The organism is Microbacterium sp. PRF11 (assembly GCF_031844085.1).
Lineage (GTDB): Bacteria > Actinomycetota > Actinomycetes > Actinomycetales > Microbacteriaceae > Microbacterium.
The window spans coordinates 176,830-198,943 of sequence record NZ_JAUZUP010000002.1; the positions used below are offsets into that span (position 1 = coordinate 176,830).

At 64.9% G+C, this 22,114-nt stretch carries 14 protein-coding genes; 8 read left to right on the forward strand and 6 right to left on the reverse strand.

Annotated elements, in window-relative coordinates; genetic code table 11:
• The first annotated feature begins 16 nt into the window (after nucleotides 1-16).
• Nucleotides 17-595 carry a suppressor of fused domain protein gene (locus Q9R20_RS06415; RefSeq protein ID WP_311248553.1) on the forward strand — a complete coding sequence of 193 codons (579 nt, stop codon included), beginning with the start codon at nucleotides 17-19 and terminating at the stop codon, nucleotides 593-595.
• 148 nt (nucleotides 596-743) lie between these two features.
• Here Q9R20_RS06415 and Q9R20_RS06420 read toward each other — a convergent pair whose 3' ends face one another.
• Nucleotides 744-1,127: a hypothetical protein gene (locus Q9R20_RS06420; RefSeq protein ID WP_311248554.1), complete on the reverse strand. Its 384-nt coding sequence runs from the start codon at nucleotides 1,125-1,127 to the stop codon at nucleotides 744-746.
• A gap of 833 nt (nucleotides 1,128-1,960) precedes the next feature.
• Between Q9R20_RS06420 and Q9R20_RS06425 the strand changes: the two genes are divergently transcribed.
• Entirely contained in the window at nucleotides 1,961-8,488 is a 6,528-nt protein-coding gene (locus Q9R20_RS06425) for a PA14 domain-containing protein (RefSeq protein ID WP_311248555.1), read from the forward strand.
• A gap of 13 nt (nucleotides 8,489-8,501) precedes the next feature.
• A complete protein-coding gene (locus Q9R20_RS06430; protein WP_311248556.1) occupies nucleotides 8,502-8,867 on the forward strand; it encodes a hypothetical protein in 366 nt (121 codons plus the stop codon).
• A 1,678-nt stretch (nucleotides 8,868-10,545) separates the two neighbouring features.
• On the opposite strand, the gene Q9R20_RS06435 is transcribed toward Q9R20_RS06430, so the two are convergent.
• Complete coding sequence (locus Q9R20_RS06435) at nucleotides 10,546-14,109, reverse strand: hypothetical protein (RefSeq protein WP_311248557.1); 3,564 nt, start codon at nucleotides 14,107-14,109, stop codon at nucleotides 10,546-10,548.
• 261 nt (nucleotides 14,110-14,370) lie between these two features.
• Here Q9R20_RS06435 and Q9R20_RS06440 point away from each other — a divergent pair, with 261 nt between their 5' ends.
• Nucleotides 14,371-14,643: a hypothetical protein gene (locus tag Q9R20_RS06440; protein WP_311248558.1), complete on the forward strand. Its 273-nt coding sequence runs from the start codon at nucleotides 14,371-14,373 to the stop codon at nucleotides 14,641-14,643.
• A 118-nt stretch (nucleotides 14,644-14,761) separates the two neighbouring features.
• On the opposite strand, the gene Q9R20_RS06445 is transcribed toward Q9R20_RS06440, so the two are convergent.
• Nucleotides 14,762-15,061 carry a hypothetical protein gene (locus tag Q9R20_RS06445; RefSeq protein WP_311248559.1) on the reverse strand — a complete coding sequence of 100 codons (300 nt, stop codon included), beginning with the start codon at nucleotides 15,059-15,061 and terminating at the stop codon, nucleotides 14,762-14,764.
• Nucleotides 15,062-15,406: 345 nt separating this feature from the next.
• A complete protein-coding gene (locus tag Q9R20_RS06450) occupies nucleotides 15,407-15,631 on the reverse strand; it encodes a DUF2188 domain-containing protein (protein WP_311248560.1) in 225 nt (74 codons plus the stop codon).
• Between the two features lie 353 nt (nucleotides 15,632-15,984).
• On the opposite strand from Q9R20_RS06450, the gene Q9R20_RS06455 reads away from it, so the two are divergent.
• Complete coding sequence (locus Q9R20_RS06455) at nucleotides 15,985-16,137, forward strand: hypothetical protein (RefSeq protein ID WP_311248561.1); 153 nt, start codon at nucleotides 15,985-15,987, stop codon at nucleotides 16,135-16,137.
• Between the two features lies 1 nt (nucleotide 16,138).
• Here the strand turns inward: Q9R20_RS06455 and Q9R20_RS06460 are convergent, their stop codons facing one another.
• Nucleotides 16,139-17,827, reverse strand: coding sequence for an SIR2 family protein (locus Q9R20_RS06460; RefSeq protein ID WP_311248562.1), 1,689 nt, complete (start codon nucleotides 17,825-17,827; stop codon nucleotides 16,139-16,141).
• Nucleotides 17,828-18,701: 874 nt separating this feature from the next.
• Here Q9R20_RS06460 and Q9R20_RS06465 point away from each other — a divergent pair.
• From Q9R20_RS06465 to Q9R20_RS06475, 3 genes are all read left to right on the forward strand, one after another.
• Entirely contained in the window at nucleotides 18,702-19,961 is a 1,260-nt protein-coding gene (locus Q9R20_RS06465; RefSeq protein ID WP_311248563.1) for an erythromycin esterase family protein, read from the forward strand.
• Between the two features lie 439 nt (nucleotides 19,962-20,400).
• A complete protein-coding gene (locus Q9R20_RS06470) occupies nucleotides 20,401-20,667 on the forward strand; it encodes a GlsB/YeaQ/YmgE family stress response membrane protein (protein WP_295838792.1) in 267 nt (88 codons plus the stop codon).
• 101 nt (nucleotides 20,668-20,768) lie between these two features.
• A complete protein-coding gene (locus tag Q9R20_RS06475) occupies nucleotides 20,769-21,644 on the forward strand; it encodes a CHAD domain-containing protein (protein ID WP_311248564.1) in 876 nt (291 codons plus the stop codon).
• Between the two features lie 7 nt (nucleotides 21,645-21,651).
• Here Q9R20_RS06475 and Q9R20_RS06480 read toward each other — a convergent pair whose 3' ends face one another.
• Entirely contained in the window at nucleotides 21,652-21,969 is a 318-nt protein-coding gene (locus Q9R20_RS06480; RefSeq protein ID WP_311248565.1) for a hypothetical protein, read from the reverse strand.
• Nucleotides 21,970-22,114: the final 145 nt, after the last annotated feature.

Below are 22,114 nucleotides of genomic sequence, written 5' to 3' on the forward strand. Positions count from 1 at the left end.
GGGAGACAAGCAATTCATGATCGACTCCTACATCGCCCGGGACCGCTCACTCGCAGGATTTGGGCGACCCGGAACGGACCCGTTCGTCGGCAAGTACGAGAGCGCAGAGTCCGGCCACAGCGTCGGCGGCTTCTCAGTCGCGGATTGCCCGGACCATGGTTTGACCTCGTGGAGCACGGTCGGCGCGAGCTTCATCGACACCGGCTACCGCACGGCCTCCGGCAAGCCGGTCACCTCGGAGTTCGTGGGGTGCGCCGCAAGTGACTGGGATCGGTTCGGCACGGCACTCGCGTTCTGCACCTTCTACGTCGCGGACGGGGGTCCCTCCCGGTATGGCACCGTCATCAGAGACGCCTTCCAGCACGCCGGCGACGGCATCACGACCAAGCATGGCTTCATCGTCGCCCCCTGGTGCTGGGAGAACGAGTTCCCCTCGTTCGAGGATGCCGACGTCTACACGACCTGGCTCCAAGTCGTTCCCATCACGGACGAGGAAGCGTCTTTCGTTGCCGAGCGGGGCGGCGACGCGCTCGAGGACCTTTTCGAGGAACGAGAGCCGGACCTTTTCGATCTCGGACGCGCGAGCATCGTCTGACCAGTGCACCGCAGGCACGCATTTGATGGTCACCGCCCGTGAGATCTTCCCTGTCGAAAAGGGCTTGCCGCGGCGAAGGACCCCACTTCTGGCTCGCGATTGTGGTCGCCAGTTTCGGGATCAGCTCCGCCGAAGTTGGCGTTATGATCTAGTCCGCCCAGTCCGTGGCGACCCGGGTAGCACGGCGCAGGACGCCGGCCACATCGCCGGCGGCGAGATCGTCAATCTGCCGCCGACGACCGTCGCCGCCGTCGTCGTCTCGCACATCTGAGTGCAGCCACAATGCCCACGACCATGGGTCATCGGCACCGGTGCGGAGGGTTTCGAGCACGGGCCGAAGGCCGTGGACGACCGCACCGCGATTGATTTGCCAGGCCGGATAAATGTGGCGTCCGTCGTCAGTTACAACGCGCAGAACGCGGAGCCAGCGGACAGCCACCTCGAGCCCGATTGGGTCTAGATCGAGCTCTCGGCAGATCTCAGTTGTGGAAAGACTCTTGCCTATGTGGCGCGCCCATTCCACATCTGACACACCGTCAGCGTAGGGCCAGATGTGCGCGACGGCGTCAATGCCGGAGCAGCCCTCTCTGCCGCCCGCTCAGGGGGGCATCGATTCATGTCTGCACGGAATGCTCGACCTGCAAGCTGTGCCAGCCTGAGGCGCGCCTTAGTCCGAAGATGGGTGTCGTTTGTTGCAGAGCGGGGTGGCGACGCGCTCAAGGACCGCTTCGAGGAACGAGAGCCTGACCTTTTCGATCTGAGTCGAGCCAGCATCGTCTGACCGGCATTGAGGCGGCACGCTCCTCAGTGGTTCGGGTCGCGTGTCGTTCGGTGTGAGTGAGGGCCACTGGCAGCTGGGTCACGGATCGAACTGCGTGTCATCCGCACATCGAGAGGGGGCGTCCGTGGACGGCGCCCCTTTGCGGGGTTTGCGTGCCCGCTCATCGGCGATATGGAAGGCACGGTGGGCAATCCGGGCCACTCCGTCCACATGATGTACCGCACCGCAGCGTCAGCGATCCGGACGTGGCGACGTTTCGTTCTGTGACCCGAACGAAAAGGACGCTGCGTACCGCGGCCAGAACTGCGTAACAAACTGAGTCTTTTATGTGTGTATGCTCAGCTTCGCCTGTACTCGACAGGCTTACGTTTCCGCCGGGGGGCGGCTTTCAGTCGGAGGTATGTGTGCCTTATCGCGCGCACTTTTCAGCTCTAGCGATCTTCACGACCCTGATCCTTGGGGTCTCTACTGCTCTTCCCTCTGATGCTGCCCAGGCAGTCGCATCGCAGCAGCCGTCGGGGAGCACCGAGGTTGAAGACGTAAGTTCACTTCCAGCTGGCGATGAGACCGCACCGGCGCCCCAGGTGCCGGACGGCGACCTGACCGTTCCCCAGGACGCAACTGACGTCGCCGCCCCGGAGGCTGTGGTGCCCATCGTCGCTCCGACCCCGGTTGCTGCTCCGAAGGGTCTGACGGGGGGTGTGCCCGAGAACGGACTGACGCAAGTGGGGCAGACGGAGTCGTCGACCGATTACGAATCCAAGACCGGCTCTACCGTCACGCATCTGTCCACAGACCCCCTGCAAGTTCGGAACGAGAACGGCCAGTGGGTGCGCCCGCAGACTTCGCTTTCACGAGCGGGCGGCGAGGGCGAGGACGTATGGACCGTCGGTAACCACCCTTTGTCACCGGTTTTCAAGGGTGGAAACGGCACAGCGCCGACCGTCACAGTCGAGCGTGCGGGGCACGAGGTGTCGTTCTCGTTGATCGGTGCAACGGATGGCGACCCGGAGACCCCATTCTGGTGGTGGGACGACTGGGAGCAGATCACGTACCGTGATGTGCGCCCCGATACCGACCTTGAGTACCGCATCGAGCCGGGGGCGGTTAAAGAGTCACTTGTTCTTGACCGTGTGCCGAGCAGGTCATCCTGGTCGTGGGTACTGTCGGCCGGCGACTTGGAGCCGAGACTCGCCAAGGCGGGTGCCGTGGAACTTGTCGACGCTGCGGGAGAGCCGGTGCTCCTCATTCCGACCCCGATGGCAACAGACTCCGCCGGGGATGAGCGAACGTCCTCGGATGCTGAGGTCGCGCTCACTCCTTACCTCGCGAAGCAGTCAGACGGCACGTGGCGGTACACCGTGCAAGCGGACAAGAAGTGGCTTGCGGACCCCGCCCGCGTGTACCCCGTCCGCATCGACCCCACGTTCATGGGGTGGGCCGACCGCACGGGTTTCAAGTCGGACGGCACTAAGTCCAACGGTGTCCTCCATGTCGGGAACACGCGCGAGAACAATCAAAACCGATACTGGAGATCCTGGGTCAACTTTGATTATGGCTCCATCCCCGGGAAATTCATCGCCGGGGCGAAAATCAACGTCGGCTACGACGGGTACGGGACGACGTCGAACCAAACCGGGTACATCCAGCACGCCATGGGGTGGAGTTACAACGGCACAGGTCCCCACCTGGCGTACTACAACCTCAGTACCGGGTGGGCGGAAAGCGAGGGGGACGGCGTCGCTCAGCGCCTAGCGACGCAGCTGCGCGCCGGAGACCGCCCGGCCTACCTCGTGGCGGGTAAGGAAGAGAACTGGTACTCCCATAAGCGGGTGGTGGTGGATCTTTGGATCGACGCCTGGGACTATCCCACGGTGTGGGGCACCCGCATAGGTGACGGTTCTACCGGGGTCGGGCTGCGCCCCATCCTCGGTGTCGACTCGACCAACCCCGGCAACCGCTCGCAGCAGTTCGCTTACGAAGTGGCGACCGATCCGGGGATGACGAACATCGTTGCGAGCCGCAACTGGGACGGTTGGCGCGAATGGCAGGTTCCCGATGACGTTCTGACGCCCGGACGGGAATACTTCTGGCGTACATCAGTCGTCGACGACGCCAACGGGTGGATGGGGCAGTCCACTTTCCGCCAGAGCCCGGTCTACAAGTTCACGACAAATCAGGTTCCGCTGCCTGCGGCGACGACCGCGACTCCGGGTAGGCCCGCAGCGGAAACGCCGGAGACGGTAACTTCCTTGACCCCCACCCTGAAGGTCGGTGCGGTGTCGGACACCGACTCCACCGGCGGCAACATGAAGTACCAGTTCAAGATCGCCACGGGCCCGGACGCCAAATCCGGCGCTGTCGTCACCTCTGGCTGGATCAGTGCTGCGGACGGCGTCGCGTCCTGGAACGTCCCCGCCGGCACGTTGCAGGACGGTGGGATCTATTCCTGGACCGTGCTGACTAACGACGGCCAGGACACCAACAAGCGCAACACCTGGGTGCAGCGGCTTCGCACCGACCTCCGCCTCGGCGCCTCGGGCCCTTCTCCGTACGACGCGACAGGCGCGGTAACGACGAACCTCGCGAACGGTAACGTCAACGTCTCGTTCGCGTCGCCGACGGTGCAGACCCTCGGCGGACCCATGGGGATGTCCTTCAGCTACAACTCGCAAGAGGTGCCGAATGCGAACCGGGGCCTTCTCGGCGAGTACTTCGACGCCGCGGACGCTCGAGCCAACGCCGTCTTCGACATGAACGGGAAAACCCCTGTCGTGGTCCGCACAGACCCGTCGGTCTCATTCGACTGGGGTGTGGGATCGCCGGTCGATGCCCTCACGGGCGACTACTTCATGGCTCGCTGGAACGGCTTCCTCACCCTGCCGCAGAAATACGTGGGCCAAGACGTTCAGTTCGGTGTCCGTCAGGACGACGGCGCGCGCGTCTGGATCAACGGGGAGAAGCTCGTCGACAACTGGGCTGCCGCATCGGCAACCAAGACCTGGGGGGCCGCGAAGAAATTCGGCGGCTCAGCCATGCCCTTCCGGTACGAGTTCTTCGAGATCGGCGGCGGCGCGACCGCTGAGCTATGGGTGCGGGTCGGAGCAGAGGAGTTCATCGTCCCGCCCGACTGGTTCACGAAACGCGTTCAGGTGCTCCCGCAAGGGTGGGGATCATCCATCCCGCTGTCGGGCTCGACAGCAGGATGGGTCTCGGCGCAGGCCACCGAACCGTCCATCGTGCTGACGGACGCGACAGGCAAGGTGCACACCTACGCCAAGGTCCCCGCTGGGGGTTACCGCGCGCCGGCAGGCGAATACGGCATCGTGTCTCTCGACGGCAACGGGTGGGTCGTTCTCACCGATGAGGACGGAACCGTCTACCAGTTCGGAAAAGAAGGCCGCGTCGTGTCGGCCACCCCGCCTGACGATGTTCGCAAGGCGGCCTCCCCGCAGACCGTGCTGAACGCGAATGGCGTGGCGACGGAGGTCGTCGACCCGGTTTCCAAGAGCGGTGAAAGCTACCTGCGCAAGGTGGCATTCACCTACCAGGACGGCAATCGCACGGTCTGCCCCGAGCGGGCAGGATCCGGCTGGGCGAAAGCCCCGGTGGACCTGTTGTGCCGCATCACCTATCCGGACGGCACGGAGTCGCGACTGTTCTACAACGGCAACGGTCAACTCGCCGCCATCCTCGATCCCGGGGACGAACTCACCCTGCTCGGTTACGACACCACCAGTGGACTGCTGAGCCAGATCCGCGACAGCAGCGCCAACGACTCCCTCCCCGTGACGGACACCGCCGCCGCGAGTGACCCGGCATCGACCACGATCACCTACGAGGGGCTCAAAGCCACCTCCGTCACACTCCCCGCCCCGGACGGTAAGACTGCCTCAGACCGCCCTTCGCGGAGCTACGGGTACGGGAACGGCCAGACCACCATCACCGACGCAGGCCTTGCCGGTGCAACGCAAACTGTCACCTACGACAGGGCGTGGCGCCAAACATCCGCGACCACTGCAATGGGGCTGTCCACCTCGCAGACCTGGGACGCGGGTAAAGACCTCGTGCTTTCGAAGGTCGATGCCAACGGGCTTACGGGGACAACGGTCTATGACCGCAACGACCGTGCGGTCGAGAACTTCGGTCCCGCCCCCGCCGCATGCTTCGGAGCGGACCGCCGTCCCGTCAGCGACGCGGCCACGAATGCTGCGTGCGGTGTCGCTCCCGCATCAACGAGCACCACGTATGACGCCGGCATGAACGGCTTGCAGGCCGCGTACTACTCGAACACCGAGAAGCTGAGCGGCAAGCCCGCCGCGTACACTCTCGGTCTCCACGGTGTCGCGGGCGGGGCCGTGGACCGTAGCTACGGAGAGGACGCGCCCTATCCCGGCGTAACCGCCGACCACTGGTCGTTGCGGCTCACCGGTGTCATCGCATTCCCCGAGGCCGGTTCCTACCGGCTGCGCACCACCAGTGACGACGGAATCCGTGTCTGGCTCGACGACGTTCTCGTCGTGGACCGATGGGTTCTGCAGTCACCCACAGATGCGACGAGCGACGCCTTCACCGTCGCCGCGGGCGACACGCGGCGCATTCGGATCGAGTACTTCGAATCGGGTGGCGGCGCGACGCTGCAGCTGAAGTGGGCTACGCCCTCCAACGGCGACTTCGTCATCGTCCCAGGCGCGCAACTCCGACCGGATCTGGGACTCACCACGAGCACCAAGGTTGACGACTCCACCACAGTGTCGGGTGCGGTCGCCCCACCCATGCTGAGCAGCACCACCTACAGCAACCCGATCACCGGGCAAGCGACGGAGACGACTGTCGATCCGGCCGGTCTCGCCTTGAAGACCTCGGCGACGTTCGAATCGTTGGGCGGCGAGGGGTGGCTCAGGCAGAAGACCAAAGCCCTGCCCGCGGCGGCAGCATCAGGGAGCATCACAGGGGACAAGAGCATCTCCCGCACGTATTGGGGCGATCTCGAGAAGCTGACCGAGGCGACCTGCGAAGTTCCAGCGGGCACTCCGCAGTACGGCATGCTCAAGTCTTCCACCTCGGCTACCCCGGCAAGTGGCACACCTATCGTCACCTCGTACGTGTACGACGTGATGGGCCGCACAGCAGGCACCAAGGTGACCGGCGATGCCGGCTGGTCGTGCACGAGCGTCGACGCACGCGGACGCACGGTGAAAGACTCCTCCCTCGGAGCCACTGGCGCTGCCGGGCAAACGGTGAACACCACCTACACGGTTACCCCCACCGGGATGACCGTCAGTACCGCGGGCTCAGCCATTCCTGGATCTGCAAACTCCACGATCACGACCAAGACAGACCTTCTCGGGCGTCTGGTGTCGTATACGGATGTGTGGGGCACCGTCACCGTACCGACCTACGAGCCGCTCACTAGCCGGATCAAGAGCGTGTCGACCACGGGTGAAGGCCTCTCGGGGGCGGTCACCGAGTTCAGCTACGACCTCGACGGGAAGACCACCCAGGTGAAGTACGGGGGCCAGGTCTACGCTGCAGCCTCGTTCGACGCGCAACAGCGCATGGCCCAGGTCGCCTACCTCGGCGGGTCCAAGCTGCAGGTCGGATGGGACGACAAACGCGGAACGGTCGCGCAGAACACCTGGACGTTCCCTTCCGGGACCTCCATCATCGACGCGGTGACGCGCTCCGTCGCCGGGCGCATCGTGCAGCAGCAGATTTCCCAGACCGCTCGAGCAACATTGCGGACCTTCACATCTACCTACGGATACGACGCAGCCGGTCGCCTCACCACGGCGAAGATTCCCGGGCACGAGCTCACCTACCAGTTCGCCGCAAGCGGGGGTTGCGGTGCCAACAGCGCAGCTGGCGCGTCGGGTAACCGCACCGGGTACATCGACCGGTACACCGCTCCGAGCAGCGGTGCTGTCCAGACCACCACGACGAACTACTGCTACGACTGGGCAGACCGTCTCACCTCCTCGACGGTCACCGGAGCACCCACCGGCGCCACAACCGTCGCAGACGGGCTGAGCACGACGGAACTCGCCTACGACGTCCGCGGCAACACCACCCGTCTGGCCGACATGACCTTCACGTACGACGTGGAGAACCAGCACAGCGGAACGACCTACGCAGACGGGTCGACCGTAGCGGTGGTGCGTGATGCCACCGGCCGCATCGTGGCGCGAACTGTCGACCCTGCTGGCAGCGCCCCTGCGGTCACCACGCGATACTCCTTCGCAGGAACAGGCGACGTGCCCTGGGCGATGAAGGCGGGCGCTGCAGCACCCACCGTGTTCCTCCCATTGCCGGGTGGCGTGACCGTCGATATCCCCGCGTCGGGCACATCGTCGTGGTCCTACCCCTCGCTACAGGGACACACCCTTGTGACTGGTGACGGGGCGACAGTAACCGGTGCACGTCTGTATGACCCGTTCGGCCAGCCGGTAGACCCGACGACGTACGCGATGGGCACGGCTGCGACGGACGACCAGGGACTGGTCAACGAGACTACCGGGTGGCACCAGGGGGCGCAGAAGCTCGTCGAATCCGTCGGCTCGGCGCAGGTGATCGAGATGGGCGCGCGACTTTACGTTCCTGCTCTCGGTCGATTCCTGCAGGTTGACCCGGTGGAGGGTGGTGTCGACAACGACTACGTCTGGCCGACGGACCCCATTGGGAAAAACGATCTCAGCGGGAAGTTCCAAATCGACTGGTGGGCGGTCCTGGACGTAGCTTCGATTGCCCTGATGTTCGTTCCAGGCGGACAGGTCGTCGGCGCGGCTCTCAAGGTGGCCACCGTTGTGGCGCGCGCGGTGAAATTCGCTTCTGATGCTCAGAAGGCCGTCAAGATTGTGCGGGCAGCCTCGCTATACACGCGCGGGCTGTCGAAGGCAAACTCCATGACAGGTAGTCGCCGGTCGGCAGAGTGGGCCGGTCGAATTTGGGCGGGACGTAAACCGTCTGAACGGGTTTCCAGCCACGGGACGAGGATGCTCACCGGGAAATCCGGACGTTGGGTCCGTGGGCCGCACGTTCAGATTGATGGTCGAACCAAATGGAACTATGGGCGAAATAAAGTGAGGCAGAACTTCCATGTCTACTACAGGTGATGATGAAGTCCGCGTGGCAGCATGGGCGCATTTGATCGAAGTCGGGCACCTGGTGGGCTTCGCATGCCGGGAAGATCCGTTCTACCTCCTCATGACACTGTCTGAAATGTCAGGCGATCAGTACATGATCGAGGTCACCTTCTATCCGGAATACGTGGACCTTGACGGCCACCCATCCGATCTGGTGGTCGAGTGGGGCGGGTCGACTCACATGCGCGAATGGGCGGAGCAGTTCTTACGCGAATTCCACGTCTTGCCTGCGCCTCAAGGCCTCCAGACACAGCTCAAGAACCGGCTGTTTCACCCGGGGGTCTCGAAGGACCTTGAGATCAACCCGGCGGATCCTTGGCTCACTCGCTATCCGTCGGAGGAGAGCTGAAGGCCGCTTTAGAGCGATCTGACCGGCCGTGCGTGGTGGCAGGATATCGGCAGGGCTATTACAGATTCGCCTGCCGGAAAGGTCGCTCTTGTCGCCTGCGGCTTCATCCCCGGGCTGGTTGAATCGGCATGCGGGGTCATCGAGACCCTTGCCTACCTAGCGCAGGGAAGGGTGGGCGATGCTGCCGTATCAATAGGGGCAATCGCAGCAGGAAGTATCGGGATGAGATTCGCGTACAAGCTCACGGTCTCGTCCGTGCAACTGGCAGTGAAAACGCGTGCAATCGCGCAGTTCAGTCGCGTGACGACTCGTGAGGAAACCAAGACAGTAGCGCGCGCGACGCGATCTCAGATCGAACGCCCCGTCACGACTATCACCGATCTCGGCACCAGTTCGTGGAGGGACGCAGTGAGGCCGTGGGTTGGCCAGGGGAGAGTCAACGTTGCGGCCAAGGGCGTACAAAGTCGAGGGAGAATGCTTGCTTTCATCTGCTGACCGGGTTCCGGGGTCAGCCCGCGGTGCCAGGAATGGCGGCACTACTCTCGCCGCGATTTTCACTGCCCCATTGCTCACCTATGACTGGACCCTGCCGGAGACAAAATCGGCGTTGTTCTTCTTCCCGTTGCTACTCTTCTGGCTCGTCCGCCCGTGGTTCATGGGGGTCTGGTGTGATGGTGATGTTCTAGTCCTCAAAGGATGGTTCCGGACCACAAGAATTCAGGTGCGCGATATTCAGGCGGTCACGTTGGCGCGGTACTGGGGCGTGCTCTCCCGGGGTGCTATCGATTGGTTACCCTTCATCGGACCCATCGCGGTCCTGAAGATTCGGACCGCGAACGGCCGTGCGCGCGATTTCCCGGGAACAGTAGGTCGGCGGTCAACAGTTTCAGGCGTAGCGCGCCGCATCCGACACCAGTACGGGATAGAAGCCGGGCGGAGTGAACGCGCCGAGTAGACATTCGCGTATTCGACGCTCCGGCGATGCCGTGGTCCGGACGCTTGGCACAGGGCAGGGACCTCTTCGACCTGCCACATCCGCGAAGCGTCGACCGCCGTCACCAGCAACGAAGTAAGTGTCCTCCCGACTCAGCAAGACAAACCCCTGAAGGTCAAAAGCGCTGTCGGTTGTCGGCGGCGTCCGTTGCTCGCTGGTCGGTCCCGTTGGTGGCGGTGCAGGAGGCACCTCGGTGGCGGTCGGTGGGGCACCGGAAACCGTTGTCGGCGCGTGTGCCCGACGCCGCGCATAGTCACGGGTATGGCCGCCATACAGGGCCAGCCACTTAGCCGACCTGGCGAACACCCGAGGAGCTGCGGACGCCCGGGTCCTGTCGTAGCGCCCTGAGCCGGAGTGTCTTCCGCGCGGCCGACGAGCGGCGGGCGGCCGTGACAATCGCCGCTCGTCGCTCGCCGAGCGCATACACTTCGCGACGTGCGCAGGTGACAGCGAGTCCGCTGCTCGACGGTGTCGTTGGCTCATGGCGCGCCTCTCTCCGATTCTCACAACGGCCCGGTTCGACTGATGCTTCCTGACTCGCGGAGAATTTATGTTGACGCCGAGGCGCTGGCGAAGGGCGACTTCAAACGTCCGGCAACACAATGGCGTCTGCAGCGCGCACCGCTCCAGATGTCAGACCACATCCCTGTCGTCATCGCGCGCTCGGCTTGACCAGGCGCTCGCTCATTGCCGGGCCTTGGGCTGAAGGTGCTCCTCTAAGCGTTCGATTGCGATGATGGGGATGTCGCTACTCAGCTCCAGGTGCTCAGACAGTAGCGGCTGCTTTACCACGACGATGGGTCGGATCGACCACCCGGAGGAACCGTCGATACCGAACTCCTTCAGGACGGCGCCGGCGTGCGTCCGGACCCACTGTGCGCGTTCACGCAACCGGGTGATGGCGCTGTTGCCGGGCCCAACGAGTTGATTCAGTTCGTTTCGCAGCTCAGTCGGCGTTCGCGCGACCTCCAGGTCCTTCGCCTCCACGAGGAGGACTTCTTGGGTGGACGCACGCACAGCGGCTACGTCGATGTCGCCGAGATCTCGACCGTCGATGTTTCGGAAGTCGTAGTTGCCCACGCGTCGCAGTCGCTCCTTCACCGGTGCGCACCCCACGCGAGCGAGGAGAGCGGCTACCTCACGTTCGAACGCGCGCCCCTTCGTCGTGCGTTGTCGACTCATCGCCCCGGCAATCTTGCCCTTTGCCTGCAACCGGCCAGTCCGGAACGACTCAAACCAGTAAATGGGTGCGTGGCGAAGCATGCGACGACCGAATACGAGCCCGGGCCCGTTCGCTATGAGCGGCCGTTTCAGATACGACCGGTCCCGGTTGAATCGCCAGGGCGCCACAGAAGGCAAGTCTTCCCAGAATTGCGCGAAGGTGCCTGAGAAGGGAGCGAGAGTGAGGGCATCCAAGACCGCCGACACCTTCGTCTGATCCCAGCCGGTCTGTTCCGCGAGTTCTCGAGCCGCCTCAGCCCGCGTCGTGCTGACTGTCTGCCTATCCTCGAGGAGCTCGGTCAGCGCGGCGACTGCATCGAAGACGTCGGTGTAGGTGAAGCCGAAGGCATCTTGCGCCAGCTCGTCTGCCATCGCGAGATCGGGAAGCCCGTCGCGCTCGCCCGGGCGAGGATCGACAGCATCAGCGAGGACGGTCTGCGCGCGGAAGCGGGAGAACATACCCACCGCTTGCACGTACGCGTCGCCCTCACGTGCTGTGCCCAGTCGCCCGGAGCCCAGGATGCTCAACTGAACATCACTGACACCGGAACGTAGGGAGTCCACCAGCATGCCCTTGTTGATGATCTCGCTGCTCAAGGCGAGCAGGCGGTCGTACCGTTCCTGGTTCAAAGCGTTCCCGCCTGCAGGCGGGAACGCTGACGCAAGTTCGACCAGAAAACGGCTGGCCATCATGGTGTCACTTGCGAGCGCGAGCCTGCGTTGCAGTCCCTGCACTTCATCGCTGGCAACACCGAAACATGCGATCCGGGCGGGGAGGCGCTCTGACTCCCGCGAGGAGTAGGCGATGAGCGCCTCACTGCGTTCCACGAGGCGCTCGGCAAGACCCGTCCCGTCCAGGTCGAGGAGCTCGTCGTGCAGCCGGTCGATGAGCCACGGCGCGACAGTCTGTGTGAGAAGGAGGATGCGACGGTCGGGCCTAATGGTCCCAACCGGCATCCCTAATTCCTCCGACAGATGTCGGCCGAGACCATCGAGAACCTGCGCGACGACAGCCTCCGAGCCGGTCCACACCGGGGTGTTCAACGGCGCCCAGGCCGTGATTGCGCTGGCGTTCGTGAGGTGGATCATGCCCTTGAGCCCGGGAGGAGCAATCTGGCCTACGGCCGAGGCATCCTCACCTCCGAGTGAGTCGTATAGTGCGGCGAGCAGGTCACGGTCCACTTCATTCTCAGGTGACGAAGTCCGCGCGTCGTCGTCGCCGGGTCGAGGAGATGACACCGTGAGGAAGCGAGCGTCTTCGGTCTTAGTCACTCGTACCCACGTGTCGAAAGTCTCACCAATCCGTGCGCCATGCACGAGGAGCTCGACGACCCCGAAGTCGTTGCTCGCGCGGCGAATGAGCTCGGCATCCACCAGCCACAACTGCCACATCCAGTAGGCGGTCGCCTCCGCCGCCACCATTAGAGTGTCGGCGCCGACATTCGTATGACGGCTGCGCACCGGCGGGATTCTCACCCAGACGGTGATGTCGCCCAGGTCGGCTACGTAGGCTGCACCATCTCGCAGCAGCGCGATGTACACGGGCGATGTCCCGCGCCCGTGGACTGACCACCCCTCGACCCAGCCATCACCGTCGTACTTGATGAAGCGCCGACGGTCATGACGGAACGCGTTCGCGTACCTCAGCTCCTGCCCGTACCCGACGGCAAGGTCAGCCGCGTCTGGCAGAGCGTCATCGCTGAGGTAGAAGCTCATTCCGTGTTCTCGGTACAGCTCGAAGGTGTCCACGATTGAGAACGAGCGGAGTTCGCTTCGCTGGTGCAAGTCGAGCAAGGCGCACGCGAAGTACCAGAGACCGAGGTTGCCGAGATCCGGAGTTTGGAGGATGGTCTCCAAGTCATCCCATCCCGCGAACAGCGTCGGCGTCGGCTCAGCCGAATCGCGTCCGCGCACCCTGAGGTCCCGGCCGATAACGGAGGTTAGGAAGATTCGAAGAACCCGGTCACCGTCGGCGGACCTTTCAACGAGGTCTTTGAAGACGTCGTCACCGTCCCACGTGCCGTACGCGGAGAACGGGTCGTAATTTTCCAAGTCATCGACGACGACGAAGAGATCCATGAGCTTGTCGGAGTCGAACTGAGACTGCAGGCGTACCCAGTTCCTGCCTTCCTCGACGGTTCGAAGTGGCTCGTCAACGAGACCGTTCAGGAGTTCTTTCGCTTTGTGGGTGGCATACGCGAGCATCGCCTGCACGAGCTGCGGTAGGCAGTACTCTTCGATGGCCGCCCTGACAATGTGATGTCTGAGCGCCGCCAGAAGGTCCGGCGGCGCCTGCACGGTCAGCGTCGAGCCGGAGCGAACGAGTGGCTGCACCATCGACCACTCTGATCGATCCGTCCCGGCTATCGGCACCGGCGTTCCCTGTTCGCGGACCAAGCCGATGGTGAGGTACTCCCGCGCCAGCGCGTGGAGCCCCTCAAACAGCTCTTCTTCGTCGAACTGCACCCAGCGAGCCCGCTCGGACAGGGTCGTCGCCGACGGAACCATGGCCCGGGTGCCGTCCTCCCCGGGCGTACTCCACCTGGTCAGGCCGGCACCCCGGCACGCCCGGTCGCTCACGGTCAACAACAACCTCGCCAATGCACGCACCTTCACGATGAAAGTGCCAGGAAGCGTCGCCTTTGGGGCGGCCAAGATGGCGGTGAGTAGGAACTCCGCGATCTTTGCGCAGTGTGTCGCTAGGCCCTGCATGCTCAGATGGGGACCACCGAAGTACGGTACCTCCACCACGAGCAGACCCTCGTAAGGGTCTTGGAAGCCAGCGGTGATTGCGTCTCCGACGCCTCGCACCGCTAGGAGGCTTTTGACCTTCGACGACGACAGCGGCCGCGCGTCAGGCCGTGCCGGAAGCTCTGCCGCGACCGCAGCCAATCGACGCAACCCGTGCAATGAGGCGGTGTTAGCGGGATCCAACTGCAGCGCGCTCGCGGCCGCGAGCAATGTCGGCCCATCAACGTCGCCCCACAGTCGCGGGTCGAGCTTCGGATCGGGAAGCTCAGGCAGCATGTACACAAAGTACTGGTCGCTGCAGTCGGCTAGTCACTCGATGATTGAAGCTCGGGCGAGCGGCGGGCAGTCAGGCGCGACGATACGCAGGTTGGGTGGACGGGCGACGCGCCCCGTCTCCCGAGATTACGTCGAACCACGGAATCAATCTATGGGCGAACGTTGGGACGCCAGTGCGCCCACCCCCGATCTGTCGGCGGGCTTTTACGCCATGAACGCACGGCTGACAACCGCCTGCGCGCCCGGCAGTAATAGAGCCGCTTGGACGTTGACCCCGACCGCATCCTAGGGCTGGGAATAGCAGGCGCGAACAAGATCCTCCCCAACGCTCGCGGAGATGCCCGCGACTTGCTCTACGAGTGGTTGAGGGTGTTGAGCGAGCGCGATATCAGCACGGTGGAAACGCTCCTCGTGGACGATAGCGAGCACGCCGCGGAGATGAGAAACATGGCGGTCTTCGTGGGCGTGCTGTCGCAGAGCGAGCGCCGGAGCATTCTGGATGCCGTCTACAAGCGCGCCGAGTACAAAGGATGAACCTGAGCGGCACCTTCCACTGGACACCGTCACCAGTGGTTATCGAGGCGAGCGGGGATCGCCTCCGACATCTTCGTGTCTGAGCTGCAAAACGAGGGGCTGATGCGAGCCCGTTACCTCAGTTGCCCGACCAGCGGATCTCCACTGTCACTTGCGACAGGTCGTACTCGAAATCCGACAGATCCGTCGTGATCACGTACCGCTTGTCGATCTCAGCATGTATGGCCGCAGCGACAGCTTCGGGTTTCTCGGGCGCCGCCGATGCATTGAGGACCGTCTGAACAGTCTGTGTCCTCCCGTCGAAAGCAACGAATTCCAATGTCGCCGTCCAGTGCGCGTCGTGGGGGATGACAGAGTCCGGTTCCGCTTCGCCGACGGTGACGACCACATGGCGGATATCTTCGGTGGGAATGTCCATGCGGTCAACGTAGCGGCGCCTACGACTGAGCGTCCCGGGCGGAGTGTCCAATTCATGGCGAGCGGGGTCGCTCGTCCTCGCGTCTGACTTGTGCTCCAGACCAGCTCGAGCGGGGGCCGAGCGCTCTCTCGACAGGGTGCCCGCGCCTGAGCGGCGACGCCCAGCCCAGACGTCCCTCGAGGAAAACCGAGACAGTCTCACCGAATGAGCATCGAAGGCGCTCGCGCCTCGAGCCGCTGGCGAGTGAAGGGGGGGGTGAGCACGTTCCGCGGAACGGAACATCGCCCGAAAAGTTCATCCGATTAGATGAGTGTCCCCGAGCGTGCGCCCACCCTCCCTTGCCACTCAGCCTTTGCTGCGCCGCGGGTCGTTGCCGTACGAGTTCTGCTGGGTGACGGCACCGTCCTGGCGGGTGATGCGGTGCTCGACGCCGCGTTCGCGTGCCATGTCCCGACCGACGGCTGTCTGTTCTGCCTTGTTGCCGCCCACGTGCGCGGCGCGGGAGCTGCCGTCCACCTTGGACTTCCACTGTCCGTCTTCGAAGTACGTTCTGATGTCGCCGTTCGCCATTGCTCTTCCTTTCTCGGGTGCCGGTGCTGGTCCCGGCGCGACAGTGATAGCACGGCTGAGGCATCGTGCGTGTGTGTGTGCTCGTAGTCCGTTGCGTTCTCTTTCGGGGCAAACAGTCCTCGGGCGAGCGACCCGACGAGGAGGCCAGATTGAGTGGCCGGCGTGCCATGCAAGACCGCGAGCACAGTGGCTTCCATCCTGAGCCAGCCGAGACCGCGTCGCTGTAACCCGGTTGTCGCCCTCGGCCACGCGGATCGTAGCAATGAAGGCGACGCAAGCGGATGCCGATGTCGGAGGCCGCCGGTACTGTTAGCTGCAACGGAGCTCGAGGTGAGCGCCGACGAGGAGACGAGATGATGGACACCAAGTCCAGGATGAGCGAACGCGAGCGTAAAGTCGCCGAGATCGCCGAGCACTCCGCTCGTATCAACAACCGCGAGCGTGAGCGGCGGGTGCGCTACCTCATCAGTGCGCTTTCGCCCGAGCACGTCCCTCACCGAGCGTGACTCAGCTGGCGGGACGGAGCACCTGCGTCCCCGTCGCCGTCATGGTCTCCATAAGTGTCTCGATGTCCGCCAGCGGTAAGGCATGAAACCGCTCGAATAGGTCAGCTTTGCGCAGTCCCGCGAGCGTGATGACGCCGCAGGGCACGGACGCCGCAAAGGGCTGACCGTCCACCTCTTTCTCGACGACCACTGACAGCGGAATCGACAAGAAAGTTTTCCATCGCGTACTTTCTGAAGACCCGAGTCCGAGATCGGACAGCTGCTGCAGCAACGGCCGACCTTGCAGGAACGCCCGGACCGAGGCGTTCGTTGACGGCTCGCGGATGACAGCCTGGCGTCGGGTGCCCGGGGCCAGAAGAGGGCCAGTAGAGTTCGCGTACAGCGTAAGGGTGCGGTTGGTGGTTCTCGGGTTGATGCGAACCCACAATTCCAGACGCAGAGCGTCGTTTTGGTCTGTGGTTCCACCGAGAAGGACCGAGATGCGTTCCTCGAGACTGTCGGCCAAGGTGCTGTAAGCATCCTCGGGCGTTGGGCACGTAGTTGACCACTCGTTCGCCCAGGCCCGCAGGCGTCGTTCGTAGCTGATATCAGTCGCGGCGTCGGCGTAGAGCGTGGCGGGAGGGGGGACGCTGCGCTGCAGTCGGATGCTCAGTTCCAGCTCCTCCACGAATTGCGCCGTCTGAGCGTGACTGATTGGGTGCAGCTGGGTGACTCCGATGTGCTTCGCCCTGTGCGCGAGGATCGCATCGACATCCGATTGCTCCAGGGTGTGAGCCTCGCCGAAGGCATCAATGTAAACCTGCGGAGGCAGGGGGGCACCCAGGGGCAGCGCGGAACGCACGAGCGCGAATCGCCGACGGCTGGAGTCAGCGTCCTTCGTGAGCACGAGCGATTGTATGAGCGGCGCATCGGTAACGCTGGCGCCGAGCATGAGAACGTGCGCATCCTCCAGGTGGGTCTGCAACATCTGCGTCACGGCTGCGTGCGAGCGGGCGTAGCTGAACTCGTCCAGGACGACGGTCCCCTCCGTAGGGCCGCCCGGTCGAGGGACCCGCCCATGCAGGTAAACGATGCGGACGACTGCGTCAGTGGCGACAGGGTCCCTCATCGGGTGGACAGGCCAGGGCTCCGTCGAAGGTTGCTCGGGCGCAACCTGACGCTCGAGCCCGGCAACCTTCACCTCCTCGTCCCCTCTCTCGCGCAGAAGCTCATCGGCGGCCTCCGCGAATGCCTCTTCGAGGTAGACGTCGTAGTTGGTCGTCAGGATCGTCACTGAACCGCTGAGACGCACGGAAGCCACCAGCGCGAGGCGCGCGATATTGGCGAGCAGCTGACCCTCGCTCCACCCCGTGTCCTTGTAGAGCGCGCTTTGCAAGCGGGGGGTCAGGAGTCTATTTGCTTCCTCGGGCCTACCCTCGGTGAAGTATTCCGTCAAGATGGAGGCGCGCTGTTCCTCGTCTGGCAGGGCGTCCAAGATGAGTTCAATAGCGGCGTGATCCTTTTCGCGGTAGCTCCGTCCGTTGCTTGCTGCCGCTCTGAACACTTGCTTGAGGAGAGCCGGCCACGACATGCCAGTGCGATTTATAGTGACCCCAGCTCCGCAGTAGAGCACGAGTGAATCCGCGGACGAGAGCTCATGTAGCGCAGCCAAGGTGCCCGCGCTTCTCAGGAAGAACTGCTCAGCACTCATGACGCCCCCGTATGCACGAGCCGATTCTATTGAGTCGCCGGGCGGGAACCTTCACCCGCCCATCCACGAACGGTGCGGTGTGGCGCTCGCTCGACGGTCGTTGCGGATCAGATGTGCTCTGAGAGTTGCAGCGCGTGCAGCGCCGCCACCATCTTCTCGTCAAGGTAGCGAAAGCTCGGCGGGGGTTCGAGTCGCCGACGGCGACGTTCACCTACGACTCCTCGCACGGTGTGACGTAGGCCTCGCACCAGCCGAGGCGACAGGGTCACACACCTTCGCGACCTGCGCGAGAAGCGACGTTCCGGTCGCTTCCGCGGGAATTCTTCCCGTCACAGCCGTCGCGCCGGCGCTGCGGCCGTCGCAGTCAAGCACGGTGTGCCCAAGAGCGGTGCTACCCCGAAGGTCTTTGGCGATAACCAGCTGCTGAGACGGAGGGAACCCAACGTCCCTGTAGGAGGGTGACGGGACCGATTCGCCGCCTGACCGGGGAGGCGTAAAAGGTGAGCGCTTAGCGTGTAATCGGTTCGGCACGGTCCATCGCGAACCCGCGCCACGACTGGGATCGCGGATAGATAAACACCGCCACAGAACGACGAAGGCCCCCGGGTTCATCCCGGGGGCCTTCGACGTTGTCTGCGGGAGCGGGAGGGCTCGAACCCGTTCGGGGTTGGGCCCCACCGCCAGAGGCTCCGCGCAGCCGCGCGTGCACAGGCGGTGGGGAAGCGCGGTGCGTCGTGGCCCTGCTCCGTCACCTCCTCGGTCGATATCATCGCGGGGTGATCGCAAGCATCCTTCTCTGACACGGCACTGCGTCGTCCCCTACCGGCTCGCCGGTCTCGTTCGCATGCCGTTCTCTCTGAAAGAAAGCTCTCCGATGTCAACCACACCTCACTCCGCCGCGCCCGCGGCCCCGTCCTTCACCGTCGCAGCCTGGGATGCGCAGCACCCGCTCGACGACATCACGTTGCGCAAGATCATCTCGGATGCGCGCGTCATAGCCGTGGGCGAGTCGGCCCACTTCATCGACGAGCTCAGCGACGCGCGCGCCGGCATCGCGGCAGCGCTGGTCCGAGACTTCGGGGTCGACGACCTGGCCCTCGAGATCGGCCACGACGAGGCGCCTCTGGTCGAGGACTGGCTCTCGGGACAGCGAACCGAGGAACTTCGATCGCTCGTCGGGACACTCACGTTCGCGCTCTACGGGACGTTCCTCGTCGGTCTGCGTTCTCGCTTGCCTCGTCACCGTCGGGTGCGGGTGCTGGGCGTCGATCTCCCGAACTCCCTGACGATCGAGCCGAGTCTCGCCCCGCTTTCGACGCTGCTGGACGCGATCGACCCCGCCGCCGCCGAGCTCCTGCGCCAGACGAGGGAGCTGGCGGGACTAGTCGTCGGGGGCTCTGCCGCAGCCAGTGCGGCGTCGTGGCTCGGGCTCGAGACCGCGGCCCAGGATTCGCTCACCGTCCACCTCACACGGTTGCGGGCTCGGATCGACGCACTCGGCGCGGTGCACCGGAACGGGGAGGACGCGCAGTCGTGGCGACAGGCGGGTCGTCTCGCCGATACGGCCGTCACGACGGAGATCATGCTTCGCGCGATGGGAGACCTCTTCTCCGGGACAGGACGCCTCGACGACACGACGGTCCGCGAGGTGTTCGTGGCTCGGCGCCTCGTCGAGGCGGTCGACTCGCTCGCCCCGATGGGGCGGATCGCCTACGTCGCTCACAACAACCACATCCAGAAGGCACCCGTCGCCTTCGACGGTGTGCTGGCCGCCCACCCGGCCGGAGAGGTTCTGGCCGAGTCGCTGGGCTCGGACTATCGAGCGATCGCCCTGACGCACGCCGATGACGAGGTGCCGGAGATGGCCGTTCCCGCGGCGACCGAGGTGGGTTTCCGGGTGGAGCGCGTCGCCGCTGCTCCGCTGCGCGCGGACAGCGTCGAGTCCTCCTGCGCGGACGTCCTGCGGTCGGCCGGTGCGGCCGTCGCGCGCTTCGACGAAGACGGGAGCACCGGGATCTTTCGTGTGCGGTCGCAGAGTGCAGACGTCGAGGTGGATGCCGCGGCCTTCGACGCCATCGTCGTTCTCGCGACGGCGACGACCGATCCCGCGGTGGCGACCCTGGGCCTCGATTGATCGCAGCCCCGAGCGCTCTCCTTGGACGCGACGGATCGACGAGCAGTTTTCCCACAACTGTGGATAACTCTGTGGAGAGCTTGTGCGAAAGGGTCCCCATCATGTGAGTGGATCGTGTGGATAACTCGGAAACCGATCACATCTTCGAAACTACACAGGCGTAATTCCGCCGATCTCACGCCTCGATCACCCCGGCGGGGTCGGAAGCGAGGACGGCGAGAGGGGCTGTGAATATCTCTGGGGAGAACGAGCTCGCCTGTCCTTGACGATGTCGGCGAGGGCGCGGGGATGGCATCCGGGACCGCCTCGCGCGCAAACAAACACAGGAAGGCGCCCGCGCGCAACCCACCTCGGGTTTCGCATACCTGGGAGGAAGCTGGATGCAACGAGAGTCCCGCCTCGAGCGGGCATCGGTTCACACTCGCGAAAGGAACACATCATGGGATTCTTCGGATTTCTCCTCCTCGGACTGCTCGCCGGCGCCATCGCCAAGCTGATCCTCCCCGGTAAGCAGGGTGGCGGCTGGCTCATCACGCTCGTCCTCGGTGTGGTGGGTGCCCTGCTCGGCGGCTTCCTCGGCAGCGTCCTGTTCAACGCTCCGCTGCAAGACTTCTTCTCCATCCAGACGTGGCTGCTCGCCATCGGCGGCTCGATCATCGTGCTGCTCATCTACGGCCTCATCGTGGGTCGTCGCGCCGCGCGCTGACATCGTCGTCGAAAGGCCCGGGGCGGTTGGACCGCGTCCCGGGCCTTTCGTGTTCGTCAACCCCGACGTTGGGCGGCGCCCCGCCGCTCTAGCGTGAGCGGATGCCACGCGACACCGTCTCCGCTCAGACCCTGGTCCGACGCCTCGTGCAGTCCGCCTCGGCCGACGTCGCCTCGACCGAGGCGGAGGCCCTGCGCGACGAACCCGATGGGGTGCATCGCCATCGCACGCGGGTGCGGCGCCTGCGCACCGTGCTGTCGGTGGTGCGCCGAGTCACCGACCCCGGCGAGACGCGAGAGCTGCGTCGGTCGCTGAAGCGGTGGGGGAGCACCCTTGGCGAGGCCCGCGACGCGGAGGTGCGCGCGGAGCGCGCCGACGAGGCCCTGACGGCGCTCGGCATTGACGATGCCGACGCCCGGCGGAGGCTGGTCGGCGACGAGCGGGCCGCGTACCGGCACCTGCACGAGCGGATCGCGGCCGAGCCGCAGACCGACGAGGGCCACCGCCGCAGGCAGCTCGTCCGCGAGGCGGGGCTGACGCTCGAGGTCGAGCATCCCGACGCCAAGAGCGCGAAGGTCGTGCGCCGTCTCGTGCGCCGGGAGGCGAAGCGGGTCTCGCGCGCGGTGTCCGCCGCTGACGGCTCGCTCGATCGCTTCCACGATGTGCGCAAGGCCGCGCGCCGACTGCGCTATCTGGCGGAAGCCGTCGACGCCGCCAACCCGGGCATGCTCGGCGGCGACGTGCAGCGACTCGGTCGAGCGGCCAAGCGCGTCCACAAGCTGCTCGGCGAGCACCGCGACGATCTTCTGCTCGCCGACCGCGCTCGCCGGCTACGTGCGCGCGCTTTCACGGCGCAGGAGTCCACGGCGCCCTACGACGCGGTCAGCGCGTGGGCTCACGACCGCGCCGAGCAGCAGCTCGACGGTGTGCCGAAAGCGGTGAGGAAGCTCCGCAAGGCCGCCAAGCGCTTGCGGTGACGGTCCGTCAGGCGCCGGCCACGCGCGCGTTGTGCTGCAGGATGACGCCGAGGTAGATCGCCAAGAAGAGTACGGGGACGACCGTCCCGAGGGCCACAGATCCCCAGAATCCAGGTGCGAGCAGAGGGATGCACATCAGGATGCCGAGCACCCCGAGTCCCAGGCCGGCCCCGCGCAGCACCACAGCGCTCGCCGGAGCCCTGCGCGGCGTCGCCCACACCGGCATCCGTTCGCCCGGATAGGCCCGGACGGTCGCCACGGTCGACCAGAGCCAGAGTGCCGCCCCCACGGGCACCAGTGCCGCCCACCACCACTGCGCTGTCATCGCCCCAGCCCAACACGGGCCGCCCGGTGACGCAAGGCACCGTGCGACGGCGAGCTCCGTGCGGGGCCGCCCCCCAATGTCCGGTCCCGCACGGAGCTCGCGGCGTCAGTCTCGTCGCTCTCGCGTCTCTACGGGGTCCCGGATG

Bases quoted from the DNA above. Each gene is read 5' to 3' on its own strand.
- Q9R20_RS06415 (WP_311248553.1), top strand. From the start codon at position 17: ATGATCGACTCCTACATCGCCCGGGACCGCTCACTCGCAGGATTTGGG.
- Q9R20_RS06435 (WP_311248557.1), bottom strand. From the start codon at position 14,109: ATGCTGCCTGAGCTTCCCGATCCGAAGCTCGACCCGCGACTGTGGGGC.
- Q9R20_RS06445 (WP_311248559.1), bottom strand. From the start codon at position 15,061: ATGGACATTCCCACCGAAGATATCCGCCATGTGGTCGTCACCGTCGGC.
- Q9R20_RS06450 (WP_311248560.1), bottom strand. From the start codon at position 15,631: ATGGCGAACGGCGACATCAGAACGTACTTCGAAGACGGACAGTGGAAG.
- Q9R20_RS06455 (WP_311248561.1), top strand. From the start codon at position 15,985: ATGATGGACACCAAGTCCAGGATGAGCGAACGCGAGCGTAAAGTCGCC.
- Q9R20_RS06460 (WP_311248562.1), bottom strand. From the start codon at position 17,827: ATGAGTGCTGAGCAGTTCTTCCTGAGAAGCGCGGGCACCTTGGCTGCG.
- Q9R20_RS06465 (WP_311248563.1), top strand. From the start codon at position 18,702: ATGTCAACCACACCTCACTCCGCCGCGCCCGCGGCCCCGTCCTTCACC.
- Q9R20_RS06470 (WP_295838792.1), top strand. From the start codon at position 20,401: ATGGGATTCTTCGGATTTCTCCTCCTCGGACTGCTCGCCGGCGCCATC.
- Q9R20_RS06475 (WP_311248564.1), top strand. From the start codon at position 20,769: ATGCCACGCGACACCGTCTCCGCTCAGACCCTGGTCCGACGCCTCGTG.
- Q9R20_RS06480 (WP_311248565.1), bottom strand. From the start codon at position 21,969: ATGACAGCGCAGTGGTGGTGGGCGGCACTGGTGCCCGTGGGGGCGGCA.